This window comes from Carboxydothermus ferrireducens DSM 11255, assembly GCF_000427565.1.
In the GTDB taxonomy this organism is placed as follows: Bacteria; Bacillota; Z-2901; order Carboxydothermales; family Carboxydothermaceae; genus Carboxydothermus; species Carboxydothermus hydrogenoformans.
The window spans coordinates 34,668-52,268 of the sequence record NZ_ATYG01000019.1 but is presented as its reverse complement, the minus strand read 5'-3'; the positions used below and the strand labels follow the sequence as shown (position 1 = coordinate 52,268).

The window sequence follows — 17,601 nt, the reverse complement described above, 5'->3', positions numbered from 1 at the left end:
TGCTTACGGCAACAAGTTGTTAGTTGCAGCATAAGTTGCTTCGTTAATAGTACCCATATCATCAAAGAGGTGATATGCGGTGGAATAGTAGCCAAGGAACTTCTCAGTATCTTCTCTGGTGAATACCGGAATATTACCGGTTGCCACACCTGCATCGTGACAGCTCATGCAGAGAGACTTAACCGGCAACTTAAGTTGATACTCGTACTTATCGCTGTGCGGATCGTGACAGACCATGCAGTCCATCTGGCCATTGACAAAGTGCTTGGACTTGTAGTAGAAGCCCTGGTGAGTATTGCTGTTATGGCAGCTACCGCAGGACTGAGCCTTGGTCGGTAAGCTAATACCGGTTAATGCACCATCCTTAGTTTGGAATGGCAAACCAACCCTTACAGCATAATTGTACTGCTTCCAGCCAGTGATGTTCTTGCTGCTGGGGGCTGCAACGTGGGCACTTCCGGGACCGTGGCAGGCCTCGCAGTTAATTTGTAATTCTACAACCCCAGTACCGTCTGATGCAGTAACAACGCCACCATTGGTAATAAGGGTGCGTAATGTAGCCTTTGGTGTTCCACCAGCATTGTAATAAAAGTCTGTTACGCCCTGTGGGAGTGAAATGTAAGGAATACCAACATTGTAAATCTGCTGGGCAACATCCGTTGTCAATGGAGTTGCTTTGGCAAAGGTATAGTTGTTAACTGAATGGCAGTTGATGCAGGTAAGCGTTCCACTCTTAGAAACTAATTCATACTTGCCTGTTGTCTTATTATATTCAAGTTCAGCTTTCCGTTGGTATGCACTTCCATCCCAAACCGCAACATAAGCTGCTTCATCCGGCTTACCCCAAAGGACAACATCAAAGGTTGATGTCTTTCCATTAATCGCATCCCAAATATAAACAAACGGAGCAGTGGTTTTTAAAGCCGGGTTATCGTTAAATACACTTAATAAAGCAACCGAACCCTTATACGCTCTCTCCGATGGAGCAGAATTCTTGTCAATATTGTAGTAGGTTGCCATATTGTTGTGGTAGGTTTCTTTAATACCTTCAGCATAAGCAGCGTGACATTCAACGCACTTAGCCGAGCCCACAAACTTGGCATTAGCTTGGGAAGTACCATCACTTACGTTAGCAGTTGGAGTTACAGCATTAGATTCGCCTGCATTGGCAGCATAACCTTCGTTAGCAGGACCTTTCCGGTGGCAGGTTTCGCAGGTTCCCATGTTGGGTGCCCGCTTTAACGCTGAAGAACCGGCAATCTCATCAATTACCTGACCGGACCAGTAATCATTGGTTAGTGTTCTTGTCCAGAAATCTTTAGATGTACCGTGAGCATAATGACAGGTGAGACAGGTCATGACATCGCCGTCACTCCGCTTTTCGTAGACCATGTTGGTTAACGGCAAGAAGGCTTTAAACTCGTCAACCTTAAAGCCAACCTGGTGCCGGTATGCTTCCGTATACTGACCGGTTAACTTATCCGAAGAACCGGTACTGGTAGCTATATTTCCGGTATCGGTGTTGTAATCGGTGTGACAAGCGCCGCAAAATTGATTGATTCCGTAAGTGTGCTGGACGAACTCGCTGGATTTTAGGTAGTCTTTTACTTCCATTTTGACCTTCAAAGCAGGATAGAAGTAAGCATACACTACTGTTACGCTTCCATTTTCCTGGAGTAATTTAATCTTGGTTTCGCCGCTGGTACCATCTAAAATATAGTCCACGCCTTCAGTTTTCAACTGCCCATTTACCCAAACCTGAGTCCCTTTGTTATATGGATAGCTTCTGACCCACTGGAATTTTTGGGCATTTTCATAATAACCTGTTACTTCATTATAAATGTACTCTATATTGGACTTATAGTTAAGGTAACTGTAAGCATTAACGTTGGGGTTTAAGATTCTGGCATTACCACCTAAGCCGTGGGGGCTGTGGCAGGATTCGCAACCAAAGGTAATGTCCCAGGCAGTTGCATTAGCTTTGTCCGGAGTATTGTTGATTTCATAATTACCGGTGGTATTTCCGCCAGGAGCTGCAAAAATTTGGACCGACCCAACCACGTTATGACGTGAAAGCGAAGATTCACTACCGGTTCCAAACATTCCCCCAAAAGTGGGATTTCCGGTATTAGCAATATAACCTTCTTCAACGTTATAGGTTGTACCAATAGTACCATCATGGCAGGCCATACAGGTATCATATACTGTTCCCCACTGCAAAAGGGTTTGGCCTACTGCGGTGTGAGTAGCATGGCAGGCTGCACAGGCGTCGGTATTTTTGGAGTAGTTGCTGTGAATGCGGTAACTGGCAGGATTTTGTTCATTGGGGAGGTAAATTTCATTGGGATAATAAGTTGTACCATCAGCATTAAATTTTGCTGGTGAATTATTATAGCCATAAACTGTTTTACTTGTAGGTGTAGGAATGTAACTTCCTGGGCCATAAACATCTTTATCGGTGGTTGGCACCAGCACCTGAGCGGCATAGGCCGTGGCGGTAAAAATAATTAGCATTAATACCGCCAGGATTAAAACAAGCCCTTTTCTCATGGTAAACCTCCTTGTTTTTATTACTACCCCAAGAAACCCGCTTCCTCTTCTCCTCTCCCCCCTTTCCGGAAGTAGACTGGGTCCCTCTGGGGCGGAATGCACCTCCTTGTGTAACTTTTCTCTTTTTAAACCCACTAATATATTTACGCCAATTGTAAATATTTTCCTCCTATTATTAAAAAAATTTTTAGTAAAACTATATTTAAAAAAACGACAAAACCCCTCACATCTTTTGACATGAGGGGAATAAAATAAACTATTTATTTGTATTTTCGCCACGCAATACCTTTTTCATTATTTTTCCGGTAGCATTTTTCGGGAGCTCCGGCAAAACCTCTACATAACGCGGAATTTTATAAGCAGCAAGTTTATCTCTTAAAAATTCGGAAAGTTCTTTGCGGGTAAGACTGTTATACCCTTCTTTCAAGGTTATAAAAGCTTTTACCGCTTCTCCCCGCACTCCATCCGGAACTCCCACCACCGCCACTTCCCTGACTGCAGGGTGATCAAGTATCGCCCTTTCCACTTCTGTAGGATAAACATTAAAGCCGCTTACTATTATTAAATCTTTTTTCCTATCCACAATATAGAGATATCCCTGTTCATCCTTTTTGCCCAGGTCACCGGTCAAAAGACCGCCATTTACCAGGACTTTTGCCGTTTCCTCGGGTTTATTATAATAGCCTTTCATGACGTTTTTACCAAAAACCATTAACTCGCCAACTTCTCCAGGAGGAAGCTCATTTAAGTTTTCATCTACTATTTTTACCTCCATCCCCGGCAGCACTTTGCCGATAGAGCCGGGAATTCGCGGCCCCCTTCTTGGATTCAATGTAACAATTGGAGATGCTTCGGTTAGCCCGTAGCCTTCGACAAGGGGAACCCCAAATTTTTCCTCAAAGGCATAAAAAAATTGCGGAGGCAGAGATGAGCCGCCTGATACGGCCAAATGTACTGAATTAAAGGCTTCCCTGGGTAAATATTCAAGAAGATATATAAACATCGAAGGTACACCCAAAAAAATCGTAATTTTTTCCGCTACCAGTACTTTCCCGATCTCCCGGGGATTAAAACCATCTTCAATGGTACAGGTTGCACCGGTATACAGGGGTGCCAGTAAACAGGCGGTCCAAGCAAAAGAATGGAATAAAGGCAGTACCGCCAGGTAGTTATCATTTTCATCAACTTCCGCAAAACGCGTAACCGAATCGGTATCAAAAATTAAATTTTCGTGGGTAAGCATGGCACCCTTGGGAAAGCCGGTAGTACCGGAAGTATACAGTATGGTACAAACATCATTATATGTTGGTTCAATAAACTTTGCCTCCAAGTTCATTATTTCCGAAGTCAAAGCTTCATTTAACACTATCACCATTTCTTCGGGTAACGGAAAACGCTCCTTTAATGTAAGCCAGATTTTTTCCTGAATTGCAACAAAACGGGCCTGAGCGTCACCAAAAATATATCTAATCTCTTCCGGAGCTAAACCCATGTTTACCGGTATGATAATACCCCCGGCTTTGACTACACCAAAATAAGTATAGACAAATTCCGGAGAATTACCTGAGACTAAGAGAACTTTATCTCCCGGCTTTAATCCTTTTTGCTGCCAAAAAACTGCATACTTTTCAATAATTTTCGCCATTTCCCGATAGGTTACTTTCCTTCCCCGATAACTTAAGGCCGGATGCTCTGGACGAAAATTATTTTTAAAAATTTCGTGCAAATACATTAACTTTACCTCCTTAGGATTTACATAATTTTTAAACGTGTAATCCCATCGCCAATAAATTTTGCTCCCAAAACAACTAAAAAAATGCCACAGATAAATATTATAAAAAGATAAGCCGTTTGTTTAAGATGTTTTCGACCGCGGGCAATCAAGTACGAAATAAAACCATACCAGCTAAAATCCGCAAGCAAGTGACCAAGTAAAAAGGCACCTACTCCAAAAACTCCAACAATCAGGGACCTGGTTAAATAGCTTAAACCAATCGTCGCCCACCAAAGGGACCAGTAGGGATTTGCCAAAGAAACCAAGGCCCCATTAAGCATTAACCGACCCGGCTTTTGGGGTATTGAACCACTTCCGGTTAAATCAAGGGAAATTTTTTTATAACCGGCATCTCTGGTCATGGTAAACCCAAAATAAATAAGCATCACCCCGCCCAATAGTCCAATGGCTCCAGAGACGTAAGAATTTGTAAGGATTTTCCCCAAACCCAAAAGTATTACCACCACAAGCGCCGTCTCTAATAGCGCATGTCCCAGGATTAAAAGCGGGCCTGCCCAAAATCCCCGCCGTAAACTCTCGTTGATGTTTACCGTTAGAAGCGGGCCCGGCATCATCGCCCCGGAAAAGCCAACAATAAACGCCGTAACAAACAGACCAAATACTTCCATCTCTTTTCCCCCTGTCTCTTAACATTAAATTTAATATTTATTATATTCTATATCTTATAAAAAACAGAGTTTTTCCGTCAAATCGTTTTTAAAAAACAAAAAAACCTGCATTGCTGCAGGCTTTTCTTTCAAGTGGTGCCGGAGACCGGAATCGAACCGGTACGGGCCTTTAAGGGCCCCCGGGATTTTAAGTCCCGTGCGTCTGCCAGTTCCGCCACCCCGGCGAATTTATAAAAAATTATTTGATTGTTTTCATTGTGGAGGCGGCACCCGGATTCGAACCGGGGAATAAAGGTTTTGCAGACCTCTGCCTTACCACTTGGCTATGCCGCCAGGTTAGATAAATAATGGAGCGGAAGACGGGATTCGAACCCGCGACCCTCGCCTTGGCAAGGCGATGCTCTACCCCTGAGCCACTTCCGCCCGTTTTTTGATGGTGCCACGGGACGGAATCGAACCGCCGACACGAGGATTTTCAGTCCTCTGCTCTACCAACTGAGCTACCGTGGCAAGCTTTATGGCGGAGCTGACGGGATTCGAACCCGCGATCTCCTGCGTGACAGGCAGGCATGTTAGGCCCCTACACCACAGCTCCGCATCTTTATCTGCCTGTCGGCCCAACCGACATTTATTATAATACATGACATTTACTTAGAAGTCAACTACTTTTTTTGAGTTTTTTATTTTTTCAATGTTTTGATATTACCTGGTAATATTAAAAGATAACAATGCCCGGCGCAAAATTTTGGCCGCCAAGAGCGATGTACGTTCCGAAGGATCATAGACGGGCAATACTTCAACTAAATCCATGCCAACAATATTTAAAGAACTAAGTTTTACAATGGCTTCCATTATCTCAATGCTGGTAGCTCCCCCCGGTTCCGGGGTTCCGGTTCCCGGGGCAAAGGCCGGATCTACCACATCAATATCCAGGGAAATAAACACCGGCTTTTGCCCAAGTTTTTCCAACGCTTTTTCTACACCCGCCAACACGTTTTGGCCAAGATAGTTTGATTTTTTTGTAATAAACTCCTTTTCCTCTTGGGTACCGGAACGGATACCGATATGATAAAGGTTTTGCGGCCCAATAATTTCCGCTACACGCCGCATAACCGTTGCATGGGAAAGTTTTTCTCCCTGATAATGATCCCGCAAATCCGCATGAGCATCAAAGTGAACTACAGCTAAATCGGGATACTTTTCGGCAAATTCCAGGATCACCGGATAAGTAATTAAATGTTCGCCACCGATAATTAGCGGAATTTTACCGTCACTCAACACTTTTTTCGTTACTGTCCGGATGCTGGTAAAGCTTTCTTCAATCCTGCCCAAAGTCAGCGCTACATCTCCCATATCGTAAAAGTTTACGTCATTAAGACTTTTTTCCAAATCCCAGTCATACTCCTCTAAACCAAAGGAAACCTGACGGATATGCTGGGGAGCCATGCGGGCACCTGGCCGAAAACTGACGGTAAAATCCATGGGAATACCAAATAAAACAAAGGCAGCACCTTCATAATTGTCGGAACTGCCCATAAAACCAGTAAATTTTTCAACAGGAAGCATTATCTCACCTTCTATTTGATTATCTCGGCAATAAAGTTTGGCAGCATAAAAGCCCCAAAGTGAACCTCAGCATTATAGTATTTATTGCTCGGATCAACAAATATATCTTCTTTTTTTACCGCCAGCGGGTCGTATTTCTTCGAACCTAAAGTAAAAGTCCAAACTCCGCTGGGATAGGTGGGAACAGTAGCAAAGTAAAGCCTGGTAATGGGAAAATTCTTTCCTATTCTTGTAAAAGAATTTTTAATTATATCTCGATTGAAAAAGGGGGATTCGGTCTGGGCCACCATAATCCCGTCATCTTTTAAGCTCTCATAAACTTTTTTATAAAAATCTTCACTAAAAAGTTCAACCGCCGGTCCTACCGGTTCGGTTGAATCAATGATTATGACATCATATTCCCCTTTATGTTCTTTTACATGTTTTATCCCATCCTCGACTCTTACTTCAACTTTAGGGTTCCCCATTAATGCAACGGCAATTTCCGGTAAATACTGCTTACTTACCTCAATTACTCTTTCATCAATTTCCACCAAAACTGCTTTTTTGACCTTAGGATGTTTTACTATTTCCCGAATAGTTCCGCCATCGCCGCCCCCAATTACCATAACCTTTTCAGGGTTGGGATGGGTATTTAAAGCCACGTGGGCAATCATTTCATGATAGACAAACTCATCTACAACCGTTGTTTGAACCATCCCATCTAAAACGAGCATTCGTCCAAACTGCAGAGTTTCAATTACAGCTAACTCCTGGAAAGGTGTTGTTTCCGTGTGCAATGTTCTGGTAATTTTACAGGTAATACCCACATTTGGAGTTTGTTTTTCGGTAAACCAGAGTTCCATCCTTATCCCCCTCTATTAGTACCAGAGCGGTACCGCGGCGAAAGCACAGCCGATTTTTTCAACCCTGTGTTCAGCAGACTTAATTATAGTTTTATTTAAAGCAATGCCCCTCACTTTAAAGGCTTCCTCTAACATTTGGGCAATTCTTTCTTCCGCCTCTTTGGCTGAACATTTACCCGAAAACTCCATAATTACCCCGAAATGATCAGCTTCTGAAATACCCACCCCTACAGCAGCAGCAATTAACTCACCGGGAGTGTCAGAAATTATTGCCCCATAAGCTGTTGGAACTAATGAACCCGGAGGAATCACAAGGTCATTATCCAGTTCGCAATTGGGCGGCAAAATTGAAGATACCCGCAGCAAGTTGACATTCCCAATCCGGGCTTTTAATAAGGCATTGTCAAAAGCATTTAATGCAGTTTCACCTTCCGCAGCGGCGGCTGTCACAAAGTATTTCTTTGGGGTTGGTAACATGTTTTTGCCTCCTTTTTTTAACTTTCCAAATTAAACAATGAATATTATAGCAAAAACCTGAAAAAAATAAACATCTTTTAACATTATTCTTAAAAATTTTTCGTAATGGCTTAATAACCCGTAAATCCGCTCCCGAATTGCCATAAAATGCACAGCTTTAACGCCTTTTCGTAAAACTCCCTGCCCCTTGCATCCATGTTTTGAGCCAGTTTAATAAACTCATTAATCTTAACCACCATAACGCTCCTGCTTTCCAATTGTATTGTCATAAAAAATTAGGGTACGAACCAGCTCTTCATGACTAAACCCCTGGGGGAAATTACCCCACTGTTCGCCAGTACGCGGGTCGTAATGCTCCGCCATTAATTTTAACGGACTTGCCGATTTTAAAGTCCTTTCCAAAAATTTCTCAGCTTTCTCCAAGCATCCCATTCTTAAATACTGACGGATTAACCAAAACGTACAAAGATAAAAGGGCAAAACTGCTCCTTCAAACCGCAAAACCGCGCCGTGAAAATTAAGCTTTTGCTCAATATACTTTACTGTATTTATCATTCTTTCGTCCATCGCAGGTAGCACACCAAACTCGGTTATTGCCAGAACCGAACTATCAGCAGGAGCATCAGGACCATAATGCTGGAGAAAAGCTTGCTTTTCTTCACTGTATCCCCGGGATAACAGATTTTCTTTTATTTCTCCGGCAATTTTTAGATATTCCCTGGCCCGGGGATAATCTTTTAATGCCGACGCAATTTTAGCCCCGGCGATCATTCCGGCATAACACATTACCTTGCCAAAAACCCACTGCCGTTTTTTATCCCTAAACTCCCAGATGCCGTGCTCCGGTTTATCCCAGTTGCGGGCAGTAAACTCTAAGGCTTTTTTTATTTTTGGATAGGCTTCGGCTAAAAAGTTCGCATCCCTGGTAAAAAGCCAGTGTTTCCACAAGCCATAAACGATATTCCCTTCATTATCGAGCTGCAGCTGTTCCGCCGCTTTGTTGCCAAAACGAATTGGTTTTTCCCCCTCGGGCCCCGATAACTCCGGCAAAATTATTTCGTAGGAACACAATCCTTCAATGGTATATAAGGGGTTTTCAAAGTGATCCGCTTTCTCTAAAAGTTTTAGAGAAAACTCATAAAACTTTCGGGATTCTTGATGAAATCCCGCCAGATCAAAGGCATAAGCGGTATAAAAACCGTCTCTTAACCAGCAAAAACGGTAGTCCCAATTATCCTCTCCATTGGGGTAGGCTGGAAACGAAGCGGTGGGAGCAGCAATAATAGCTCCCGTTGGTTCATAGGTTAAAAGTTTTAAAACCATTAAACTTCGCTCGTAAAACTCCTGCCAGGAAGCTGGAACATTTTTTAGCTCCTTTTTTGGTAAAAACCAGCGCTCCCAAAATGCCATTACCTCAAAAAGTTCTCTATCGCTTATCTTAACCAAAGCCTGATATGCCTGTTCCAAATTATTACCATAACTTAGCACAATCTGTAACCTGTCGTCGGAAATTTTCCTGAAATCAATAAAAAAACTCACTCCAGGCCCTTGCACCTGCCATTGCTGCTCAGTTTTTTTTACAGCAAACTCTAAGTGATTAAATTTTGTTAATTCTACCTCAACTTCAATTTTAGCCACGTCCCCAAAAACTTCGCGAACCAAGAGATTTTTTCCCCAGGGCATATAATCCACAACTCTATATTCCCCGGAATTAGAAACAATTATTGTTTCTAATACCGCTCCCTTTCCCAAATACCGTTGGTCTTTTGTAAAAGTCTTTTCCCCTAATTTAAGGGTTATTCCACCTCCAACTTGCGGCGATAGAGCTTTTGCAAATACTGGTAAGCCATCGAACTTAGGCAAGCAGAGCCAGCATATTTTGGCTTCGCTATCTATTAAAGCTGCTGTAATGCCATTACCGATAATTGCCCAACCCTTTTTCTCCATAAACCTCACCCTGCTTTCGCAAGCTTACCAGTAAATTAGTAAGTGGAGTCAGCCAAAGATAAAAAGCGTATAAAATGTAAGCTTTTGGGTTCACCTGTAAAGCCGCTCCTGATAAAATTGCTGCCATATTCCAGGGAATAAGTGGCGCTAAAACTACTGCCGAATCCGCTAAAATTCTTGAAAGTTCGTTAGCATTAGCCTTACGTTTAAACTCATCCCTAAGGGTCATTCCGGGAATCATTATAGCTAAAGCTTGGGTACAGGTCACCATTAAAAGCAATACTGCTAAAATCATTATGCCAAAGGTGAGGGAAAAATATGACTTAATATGAGCTAAAGGTCGAATTAACAAAGTAGTAAATACTCCCGTATTAATTAATATTCCTGCCATTGCTGATGCGACCAAAATAATCGAAACTAAAGATAAATACCTTAGCACGCCACCTCCCGCAAGGGCTTTAAGCCCCTTAGGAGCTTCAAAACCAGTAAATGACTCTAACAGAAGTTTTTGTATTGGAACCTTTTGATAAACAATTCCCAAAATAAAACTTAAAACTACATTTATAAAAAGGTTAATTTTTATGGAAACTCTAACCAACGCTAAAATAAGGAATAACAAAGGTAAGAGCAACAAAACCGGACTTAAGTAAAAGTTACTTTGTAACAGTTTTAAATAAGTAAAAGTTACTCCCGCTTCTTTAGTTGGATTTAACATGCCAAAAACAAAATAAAGAAAAATTGTAAGTACAAAAGGAAGGTAAGTAGTTTTTAACATAAGTTTTAGATTATCCTCAACCTTGGTGCCGGTAACTTCAGCCGTCAAATAAAGGCTGGTAGAAACCGGCGATATCCGGTCACCAAAAAATGCTCCAGCAACCACCGCACCGGCTATCATTTCCGGAGGCAAGTTAAGCCCCCGGCCAATTCCCATCAATACAACTCCTAAAGTACTAATGGTTCCAAGGGAAGTACCGATAACTAAAGATAAAAGAACACTTAATAAAAAAACCTCTACCAGGAAAAACTTTGGTTCAACCAACTGTAAACCATAATAAATCATGGTAGCAATGGTACCACCGGCTAACCAAAGAGCAATTAAAGCCCCAAGCAAGGTAAACATTACAATGATCGTCCAAACCGACTTAATTCCTTCTAACGCAGACCGATAAATAAATCGATAATCATAACCATCAATTAAAGCAAAAATTATTGTAAAGAAAAAAGCCAGTACCATCGGGTAAACCGGTGACAGGTTTAACACGGTTATCGCCAAGATTAAAGTAACAACTGCAATAAAAGGCGGTAAAAAAGTGAGTCGGGGTTTAATTGATGCTGTATCCGTCATTTTTAAGCTGCTCCTTAATTTTAAAACCGTTAGAAAATTGGTTAAGAGATATGTAAAAATTTTCTTGGGTAGTAGCAATTTTTAAACCTTCATATTTTCCATCTTTTAACAATATTATATTTTTAATCTCCTTTTTTGGAAAAACCTTTTTTCCTTCCTGGCTTTCATAAATTAACATTTCCGGAGTTACCTCAAAAGTTACTGAAAGTTTTTTAAAGTTTTTCCGAGAAACAAGCCAGACCGGAATATTTATGAGATATAAACTAAGCACAATTAAAACAAATGCAGATACCGAAATTAAGCCACTTTTAACCCCTTGAGAGTATAATACCCCGGCTAAAACCAAAGGTGTACCCAGTAATAATATTAACGATGACAAAAGGTATTTATCTATCCTACTCTTATTATCAAACTTCATCCTTACCCTCCTTTAACCTAAATATATCTTACTTCCGTTATCATTCCAATACCAAAAATATAAGAACGCAATTTAAAACCTCCCAGAGAACACGGGAGGCTAAAGGTACACCTAATAATTTACGCTTAAAGCTTTAATTAACATCGTGGCATAACTTCCCCGGGGTAAAAAGAATTTTAATTCTAATTTCAGCTTTCCCGGGTAAAGTTCATCTTTGGCAAGGTTTCCTACATGAAACCCTTCGGGAATTACCACCGCAGGTCTTAAAAACGATTTAAAATAAACCTTACGAATTTTTCTTAAATTAAAATCACCACTTTTCAGACCTTCCCGTTCCAGGACTTTAAAGTACTCCCGCCGCACTTCCTCGTTGGGGAAGGGAACTTTTTGGGCTGCTGTTGGCAGCATTAAACTTTTTAAATAATTAAAACTCTTTTTCGGCAGTGTTAAATAAAATAAATAGTCATCCACTACCCCCGGATACGCTCTTAGCTCAATTCCTTGATTTAAGAGGACTTCTTTTAATAAGTTATTGTAAAGGTAACCTTGATAAGCAGCAAAGTAAAGGGAAAGCTGTTCTTTAGGAATTAAATTTATCGCTCCCGCAAAGTTTTTTGGTTCCTTTTCTAATAAACTAAAAATTTCCCGTTCCACTCGAGTTTTAGAAGCTTCAAGACACATGGACCAATTACCCCAGTTAGCCATAAAAAACCTTTTTCTTTCTTTTGCTTCCTTTGATTCTTCGGGATAAATCGAGGTTAAATAAATCTTTAAAGCTCCATTAAGATGACCCAGCAATAATTTTTTGGCAAAAAAGCCTTGTTCTTTATCGTAACTTCCAAAGCGCTGGTCATCAAAGTAATTGGGAAAACCGTACTTTTTAACGTTTTCTCCCCTTTTTATCAGGTCGCGCCCCTCTTCTCCGGAAAGAGCCCGTAATGTTATCTCAAAATGATTTCCCGCGATTAATTCCGGGCTCATTGGAGAATTGAGATAACCCATTAAAGTCAACTTTAAATTTTTTTCCCGGGTCGTTAAATTTTTGGTAGCTCTGACTGTTATGTATTGAAAAGTATGGCCATAGCGGTCCTTCCTTCCGCCATAACCAATTTCCGAAAGCCTTAAACCGTTTTCGGCAGCAATTCTCTGCAAGGCATCTAAAGTATTCCAATAGCGTTTTTCTAAAAGATAAACTTTAAAATCTCCTTCTTTTAAGATTGGTGCCTTGATTTCCTCTTTGACGATAAAATCGTCAGGTTTGACTTTAAGCTTCATCCTGTGACCTCCTGTCTTCTTTCTAATTTTATCATAACCTGGCAATAAACAATTAAAAAATTGCTGTCCAAAGCAAAATTACATTGCAGCTTCCAATTATTGCCGTTAAAAACCAGCCCAAAATTAACAGATATTTATTGGCAATATTATTTAAAAACCAGAGGAGCACGATTAAAACAAACGGCAAAACAAAGCTCAAAACCACCTGACTTAAAAGCAAAAGCTCTATTTCACCTAGGCCTTTTAAAAAGAAATACAGCGCCGGGGTTATGATTATCATTTTTCTCGAAAGTGCCGAAAGATTTACGGGTAAAAACTTTTCTAAAAGATTTTGTCCCGCTATCGTACCCGTGAGGGATGAACTAAGGCCGCATAACACCAGAGCCAATCCAAAGATCAGTGCTGCCCAACCGTTTAACACCGGTTCAAGGGTATGATAGGCGAGCCTCAGGGAATCCACCGCTACTCCACAGTCATAGAACATATCTTTGGCCACAACAATCATCGCCGAATTAACCAAAAACGCCAGATTTAACGCAATTAAATTTTCTAAAAAAACCACTGGAAAATCTTTAGTAGTTATTATTCCCTGCTTTAGTTTTTCCGCTATCAAATCACTGTGCAAAAAAAGATTATGAGGCATAACGGTAGCCCCAAGCATACTCAGCACTACAAAAAGAAAATCACCATCCAGCTTGACACCTAAATTAATGAGATTATTAATCTTGGGTTTTAAAATTAACAGCTCCATAAGATAAGTAAAACCTATAGCAGCTAAAAAACCCATAATTAAAAACTCGACTTTGCGATTCCCCTGCCTTTCAAAAAAATAACCACAAACAACAAATACCACGGCGATTATAACGCTTTTTAAAAGATCCAACCCCAGAATTAAACTAAATCCCAGGGCTGCTCCTACGAACTCCGCCACATCGGTAGCCATTGCTCCGGTTACCGCCAACACTCCGTAGAAAGCGACCAGAGGTTTCGGTAATTTTTCCACAATATTTTCCGCCAGGCTTTTTCCGGTCTTTAAAGTTAAATAGGCAACCAACGATTGAAACAAAATAGCTAAAAAATTGCATAACAGCACCGTTATTAACATGATCGAACCATAACGCGAACCTCCAGCAAAATTTGCCGCCCAGTTTCCCGGATCAATATAACCAATGGAAACTAAAAAAGCCGGTCCCATAAAAGCGGTAAACTTGTAAAAAAACCTACTCCGGGCTTTTATCTCCAAAACCATTGTTCTCCCTCCAGTCGTCTACTATTTTATGACCGGAGGCTAAAAAAGGTTAAAGCCCGGCTTAAAGCCGGGCTATTAGCCTTTTACTTTTTTCTCCCCTTTCCATTCTAAGTTTCTTAGAACAAATTTTTGGATCTTACCTGTAGGGGTTTTGGGTAACGCATCAACAAACTCAATTTTCTTTGGAACCTTAAATCCAGCCATTTTCTCGCGACAATACGCTATTAATTCTTCGGGAGTAACCGAAGCCCCTTCCCTTAAAACTATAAACGCTTTAGGAACTTCACCCCAGCGCTCATCAGTAGATGCTACCACTGCTACTTCATATACCGCAGGATGGGAATATAAAACGTTTTCAACTTCAACCGAAGAGATATTTTCTCCACCAGAAATGATAATATCCTTGGAGCGATCCATTATTTCAATATACCCGTTAGGATGCATTACTGCTAAATCACCACTGTGGAACCAGCCGCCAGCAAAAGCTTTAGCCGTATCTTCGGGTGCTTTATAATATCCCGCCATCACACCGTTTCCTCGCATAACAATTTCTCCCATGGTTTTGCCATCAGCTGGTACATCATTCATTTCTGCATCCACAACTCTTACTTCACCGGTAGTAACCATAGGTACTCCCTGCCTTGCTTTGTAAATAGCCTTTTCCTCGGCGGATAAATTATCCCACTCGGGATGCCATTCGCACACGGTAAAGGGTCCATAGACCTCGGTTAAACCATAGACGTGGACAACCTCAACCCCGAGGCGTTCCATTTTACTAATAATTGTAGGTGAAGGAGCTGCACCAGCAATAAAGGCCCGAATTGGGTGGTTAAATTTTAAACCTTCCGCTTTTTTAGCAGCAGTCATAGCATTAAAAACAACCGGCGCCCCGCAGAAATTAGTTATTTTTTCCTTTTCGATAATTTCCAGGGCTGCTTCCGGTTCAAATTTTCTAAAGCAGTAATGAGTAGCACCTACTGCAGTTACGGCCCAGGTAAAACACCAGCCATTGCAGTGAAACATCGGTAAAATCCAGAGGTATTTAGAATACTGATTTAACCCCATCTCAATTACTTCTGAAAGACTGTTTAAATAAGCCCCCCGATGGGTATACTGTACTCCTTTGGGAAATCCGGTGGTCCCGGAAGTGTAATTTAAAGTTATAGGCTCAAACTCATCTTCAATAGGTATTGGTAAATCTTCCGGCTCTCCCTCCTGCAAAAATTCTTCATAATCCACCGCCGGAAGTTTAGTTTCCCTGGGAACCTGATTTATCATTATAATCTTTTGCACCGTTTCCAACTGGTCGTAAATAGGTTCAATTAAAGATGCAAGCTCCGAATCCACAATCAAGATTTTACTTTCGGAGTGATTTAAAATATACAGGATTTCATTGGATTTAAGCCGGGTATTAATGCTCACCAATACCCCACGTGCCAGCGGCACCCCATAATGTCCTTCCAAAAAGGGATGAATATTCGGGGCAAGATAGGCTACTTTATCCCACTTGCCAATACCATATTTTTTCAAAGCAGAGGCCAGGCGATTTACCCTTTCCTTAAACTCCCGGTAGGTAAATCTCCTCTCCCCATCCACAACGGCAGTTTTCTCCGGAAACACATAAGCTGCTCTTTTTAAAAACCAGAGCGGTGTTAAAAGTTGTCGATTAACTTCAATAGCCATAAATACTCCTCCCCCTTTTTTTAAAATATTTTTTGTTTTTTGAATATTTATATTATTTTATATTTTTATTTTTTTGTCAATAAATTCCTTAAGTGTATACAAAAAACCGGTACATTCGTACCGGTTAGAAAATAAACTTCCTTAATATTTGCCTTGCTTCCTTTAAACTTGTAGGTATTCCCAGTTTTCCTTCAAAATCCTCAAAAAGCTTTACCAGTAATGGTGCTTTTAACCCATTTTGTTCTAATAATTGGCGATTGGTTAAGATGCTTTTATCCCCTTCCGCCACCACACGTCCAGCATTCAAAACCACCACATAATCGGCCCATTCCAGTGCCCAGTCCAGGTCATGGGTGCTGACAATTACCGTTTTCCCCTCATTATTTAACCTGTTTAAAATAGCAGTAATTTCTTCCTGACCTCTTGGGTCAAGATAAGCCATGGGTTCATCTAATACCACAATGTCCGGCTCCATCGCTAAAACTCCCGCAATGGCAGCGCGCTTTTTCTGTCCCAAACTTAAATGATGGGGCGGTCTTTCTCTTAAATCCCACATATCCACGGCTTTCAGAGCTTCCTCAACCCGCCTTAAAATTTCCTTTTTATCAAGTTCAAGATTTTGCGGTCCAAACGCCACATCATCAAAAATGGTAGAAGCAAAAAGCTGGTCATCGGGGTCCTGAAAAACAAGCCCAACCTTTTTTCTAATCTCCCGGATATTTTCCTCATTAATAACTTTTCCGAAAATCTTCACTCGTCCTTTACTTGCGGTATAAAGGCCATTTAAATGCAAAAGTAAAGTTGATTTCCCCGCACCATTATGACCTAAAATAACCGTTTTTGACCTTTCCGGTATAACAAAAGATACTCCATCTAAAGCCTTATTTCCATCGGGATAAAAAAACGTTAAATTTTCTATTTCCACCGCTAAATTCATCCCAATAACCCCCAAATTAACCGCCAGGCAAGCCCATGATATTCAAAATCAAGTAACATTAAAACCCAAAACACTATCAACAAAAAAAACACAACATCCTTCCGCTTTATTCTTTTTTCCTCAAGTACCGGCCACCTGCCATTGAACCCCCGGGCCAGCATTGCCCGGTGAACCCTTTCACCTCTTAAATAAGCTCGATAAAAAAGCATGCCAATAGTCTGGCCCAAAATTTTAAAAGTTCTTTTATGCCATAAATTTTTACCTTCCTGAAAAAGCCGTGCCTTCCTTGCGGTTTGTGCTTTTTTCAACTCCTCGGAAAATAAAGCTAAATAACGTAACATAAACTCGATAGTACCTATGAACTCCTGGGGTAAACGTATCCGTGAAAGAGCCCACAGAAAATCCCGAAAACCAGTGCTTCCAAGCATTAAAGAAATAAACAACCAGATGGTAACAAGCCTAATTCCAATTACCGCTCCTTTTATAAGCCCGGTCTTGGAAAAAACAACCGGACCTAAAGTAAAAGCTACCTCTCCCGGAGTCACAAGCGGTAGCAGGATAAGAAAAATTCCAGCAAAAGCAAAAAAGTACAAAAACCGGGTAAGCAAAAAGTTTAAAGGCAAACGGGCAAGAAGCACCAAGGTAATTGCCAGCCATAAATTAAGAAATAGCGGTATAAAACTTTTTATGATGCTGCTTAAGACAATTAACAAAAAAAAGCCTGTAACTTTTATCCTTGGATCAAGTTTGTTAAAAATGCGACTTTGTTTTTTTATATCTTCCAGGTGCCAGTGACTTTTTTTCATTTTACACCCCTTTTCCATTATGACAAAAAAAAGAAAAATAGCCAATAAGCGAAGCTGCTTACCGGCCGGGAATTTTATCTAAAATGCCAAGGTTTAGATA

15 protein-coding genes and 5 tRNA genes are annotated in these 17,601 nt (G+C 41.0%); all 20 read right to left on the bottom strand.

Going from position 1 to position 17,601, the window contains the following annotated elements; all coding sequences use genetic code 11:
- Positions 1 to 3 precede the first annotated feature (3 nt).
- Complete coding sequence (locus tag CARFE_RS0108060; protein WP_084138873.1) at positions 4 to 2,550, bottom strand: cytochrome c3 family protein; 2,547 nt, start codon at positions 2,548 to 2,550, stop codon at positions 4 to 6.
- Positions 2,551 to 2,806: 256 nt separating this feature from the next.
- Positions 2,807 to 4,282 carry a long-chain-fatty-acid--CoA ligase gene (locus tag CARFE_RS0108055; RefSeq protein ID WP_028052384.1) on the bottom strand — a complete coding sequence of 492 codons (1,476 nt, stop codon included), beginning with the start codon at positions 4,280 to 4,282 and terminating at the stop codon, positions 2,807 to 2,809.
- Between the two features lie 20 nt (positions 4,283 to 4,302).
- Positions 4,303 to 4,953, bottom strand: coding sequence for a LysE family transporter (locus tag CARFE_RS0108050; RefSeq protein WP_028052383.1), 651 nt, complete (start codon positions 4,951 to 4,953; stop codon positions 4,303 to 4,305).
- 133 nt (positions 4,954 to 5,086) lie between these two features.
- A tRNA-Leu gene (locus tag CARFE_RS0108045) sits at positions 5,087 to 5,177 on the bottom strand.
- A gap of 34 nt (positions 5,178 to 5,211) precedes the next feature.
- A tRNA-Cys gene (locus CARFE_RS0108040) sits at positions 5,212 to 5,286 on the bottom strand.
- 15 nt (positions 5,287 to 5,301) lie between these two features.
- Positions 5,302 to 5,376: transfer RNA gene (locus CARFE_RS0108035), tRNA-Gly, on the bottom strand.
- Between the two features lie 11 nt (positions 5,377 to 5,387).
- Positions 5,388 to 5,463 (bottom strand) — tRNA-Phe (locus CARFE_RS0108030).
- A gap of 8 nt (positions 5,464 to 5,471) precedes the next feature.
- Positions 5,472 to 5,548 (bottom strand) — tRNA-Asp (locus tag CARFE_RS0108025).
- Positions 5,549 to 5,655: 107 nt separating this feature from the next.
- The gene (speB, locus tag CARFE_RS0108020) at positions 5,656 to 6,519 is read right to left on the bottom strand and encodes an agmatinase (RefSeq protein ID WP_028052382.1); all 864 of its coding nucleotides are present in this window, start codon (positions 6,517 to 6,519) and stop codon (positions 5,656 to 5,658) included.
- Positions 6,520 to 6,530: 11 nt separating this feature from the next.
- Positions 6,531 to 7,364: a polyamine aminopropyltransferase gene (gene speE / locus CARFE_RS0108015; RefSeq protein WP_028052381.1), complete on the bottom strand. Its 834-nt coding sequence runs from the start codon at positions 7,362 to 7,364 to the stop codon at positions 6,531 to 6,533.
- Between the two features lie 15 nt (positions 7,365 to 7,379).
- Positions 7,380 to 7,841, bottom strand: coding sequence for a pyruvoyl-dependent arginine decarboxylase (locus CARFE_RS0108010; RefSeq protein ID WP_011344520.1), 462 nt, complete (start codon positions 7,839 to 7,841; stop codon positions 7,380 to 7,382).
- A 110-nt stretch (positions 7,842 to 7,951) separates the two neighbouring features.
- Positions 7,952 to 8,080, bottom strand: a complete 129-nt coding sequence (locus tag CARFE_RS16710; RefSeq protein WP_257020539.1) for a hypothetical protein — start codon at positions 8,078 to 8,080, stop codon at positions 7,952 to 7,954.
- Positions 8,070 to 9,788 (bottom strand): glycoside hydrolase family 15 protein, encoded by a 1,719-nt coding sequence (locus CARFE_RS0108000; protein WP_028052380.1) that lies wholly within the window; start codon positions 9,786 to 9,788, stop codon positions 8,070 to 8,072. Before CARFE_RS0108000 ends, CARFE_RS16710 begins: the two co-directional genes overlap by 11 nt.
- Positions 9,757 to 11,133 carry a Na+/H+ antiporter NhaC family protein gene (locus tag CARFE_RS0107995; protein WP_028052379.1) on the bottom strand — a complete coding sequence of 459 codons (1,377 nt, stop codon included), beginning with the start codon at positions 11,131 to 11,133 and terminating at the stop codon, positions 9,757 to 9,759. The genes CARFE_RS0108000 and CARFE_RS0107995 overlap by 32 nt, the downstream gene beginning before the upstream one ends.
- On the bottom strand, positions 11,111 to 11,551 hold the full coding sequence (locus CARFE_RS0107990; RefSeq protein WP_028052378.1) for a hypothetical protein: 441 nt from the start codon (positions 11,549 to 11,551) through the stop codon (positions 11,111 to 11,113). The genes CARFE_RS0107995 and CARFE_RS0107990 overlap by 23 nt, the downstream gene beginning before the upstream one ends.
- Before the next feature lie 111 nt (positions 11,552 to 11,662).
- Entirely contained in the window at positions 11,663 to 12,871 is a 1,209-nt protein-coding gene (gene truD / locus CARFE_RS0107985; RefSeq protein WP_257020540.1) for a tRNA pseudouridine(13) synthase TruD, read from the bottom strand.
- A gap of 7 nt (positions 12,872 to 12,878) precedes the next feature.
- The gene (locus tag CARFE_RS0107980) at positions 12,879 to 14,075 is read right to left on the bottom strand and encodes an Nramp family divalent metal transporter (RefSeq protein WP_028052376.1); all 1,197 of its coding nucleotides are present in this window, start codon (positions 14,073 to 14,075) and stop codon (positions 12,879 to 12,881) included.
- Between the two features lie 75 nt (positions 14,076 to 14,150).
- Positions 14,151 to 15,758 (bottom strand): acyl--CoA ligase family protein, encoded by a 1,608-nt coding sequence (locus CARFE_RS0107975; protein ID WP_028052375.1) that lies wholly within the window; start codon positions 15,756 to 15,758, stop codon positions 14,151 to 14,153.
- A gap of 124 nt (positions 15,759 to 15,882) precedes the next feature.
- Entirely contained in the window at positions 15,883 to 16,695 is an 813-nt protein-coding gene (locus CARFE_RS0107970) for an ATP-binding cassette domain-containing protein (RefSeq protein WP_028052374.1), read from the bottom strand.
- Positions 16,692 to 17,501 (bottom strand): cobalt ECF transporter T component CbiQ, encoded by an 810-nt coding sequence (cbiQ, locus tag CARFE_RS0107965; RefSeq protein WP_011344529.1) that lies wholly within the window; start codon positions 17,499 to 17,501, stop codon positions 16,692 to 16,694. Before cbiQ ends, CARFE_RS0107970 begins: the two co-directional genes overlap by 4 nt.
- Between the last annotated feature and the right edge of the window lie 100 nt (positions 17,502 to 17,601).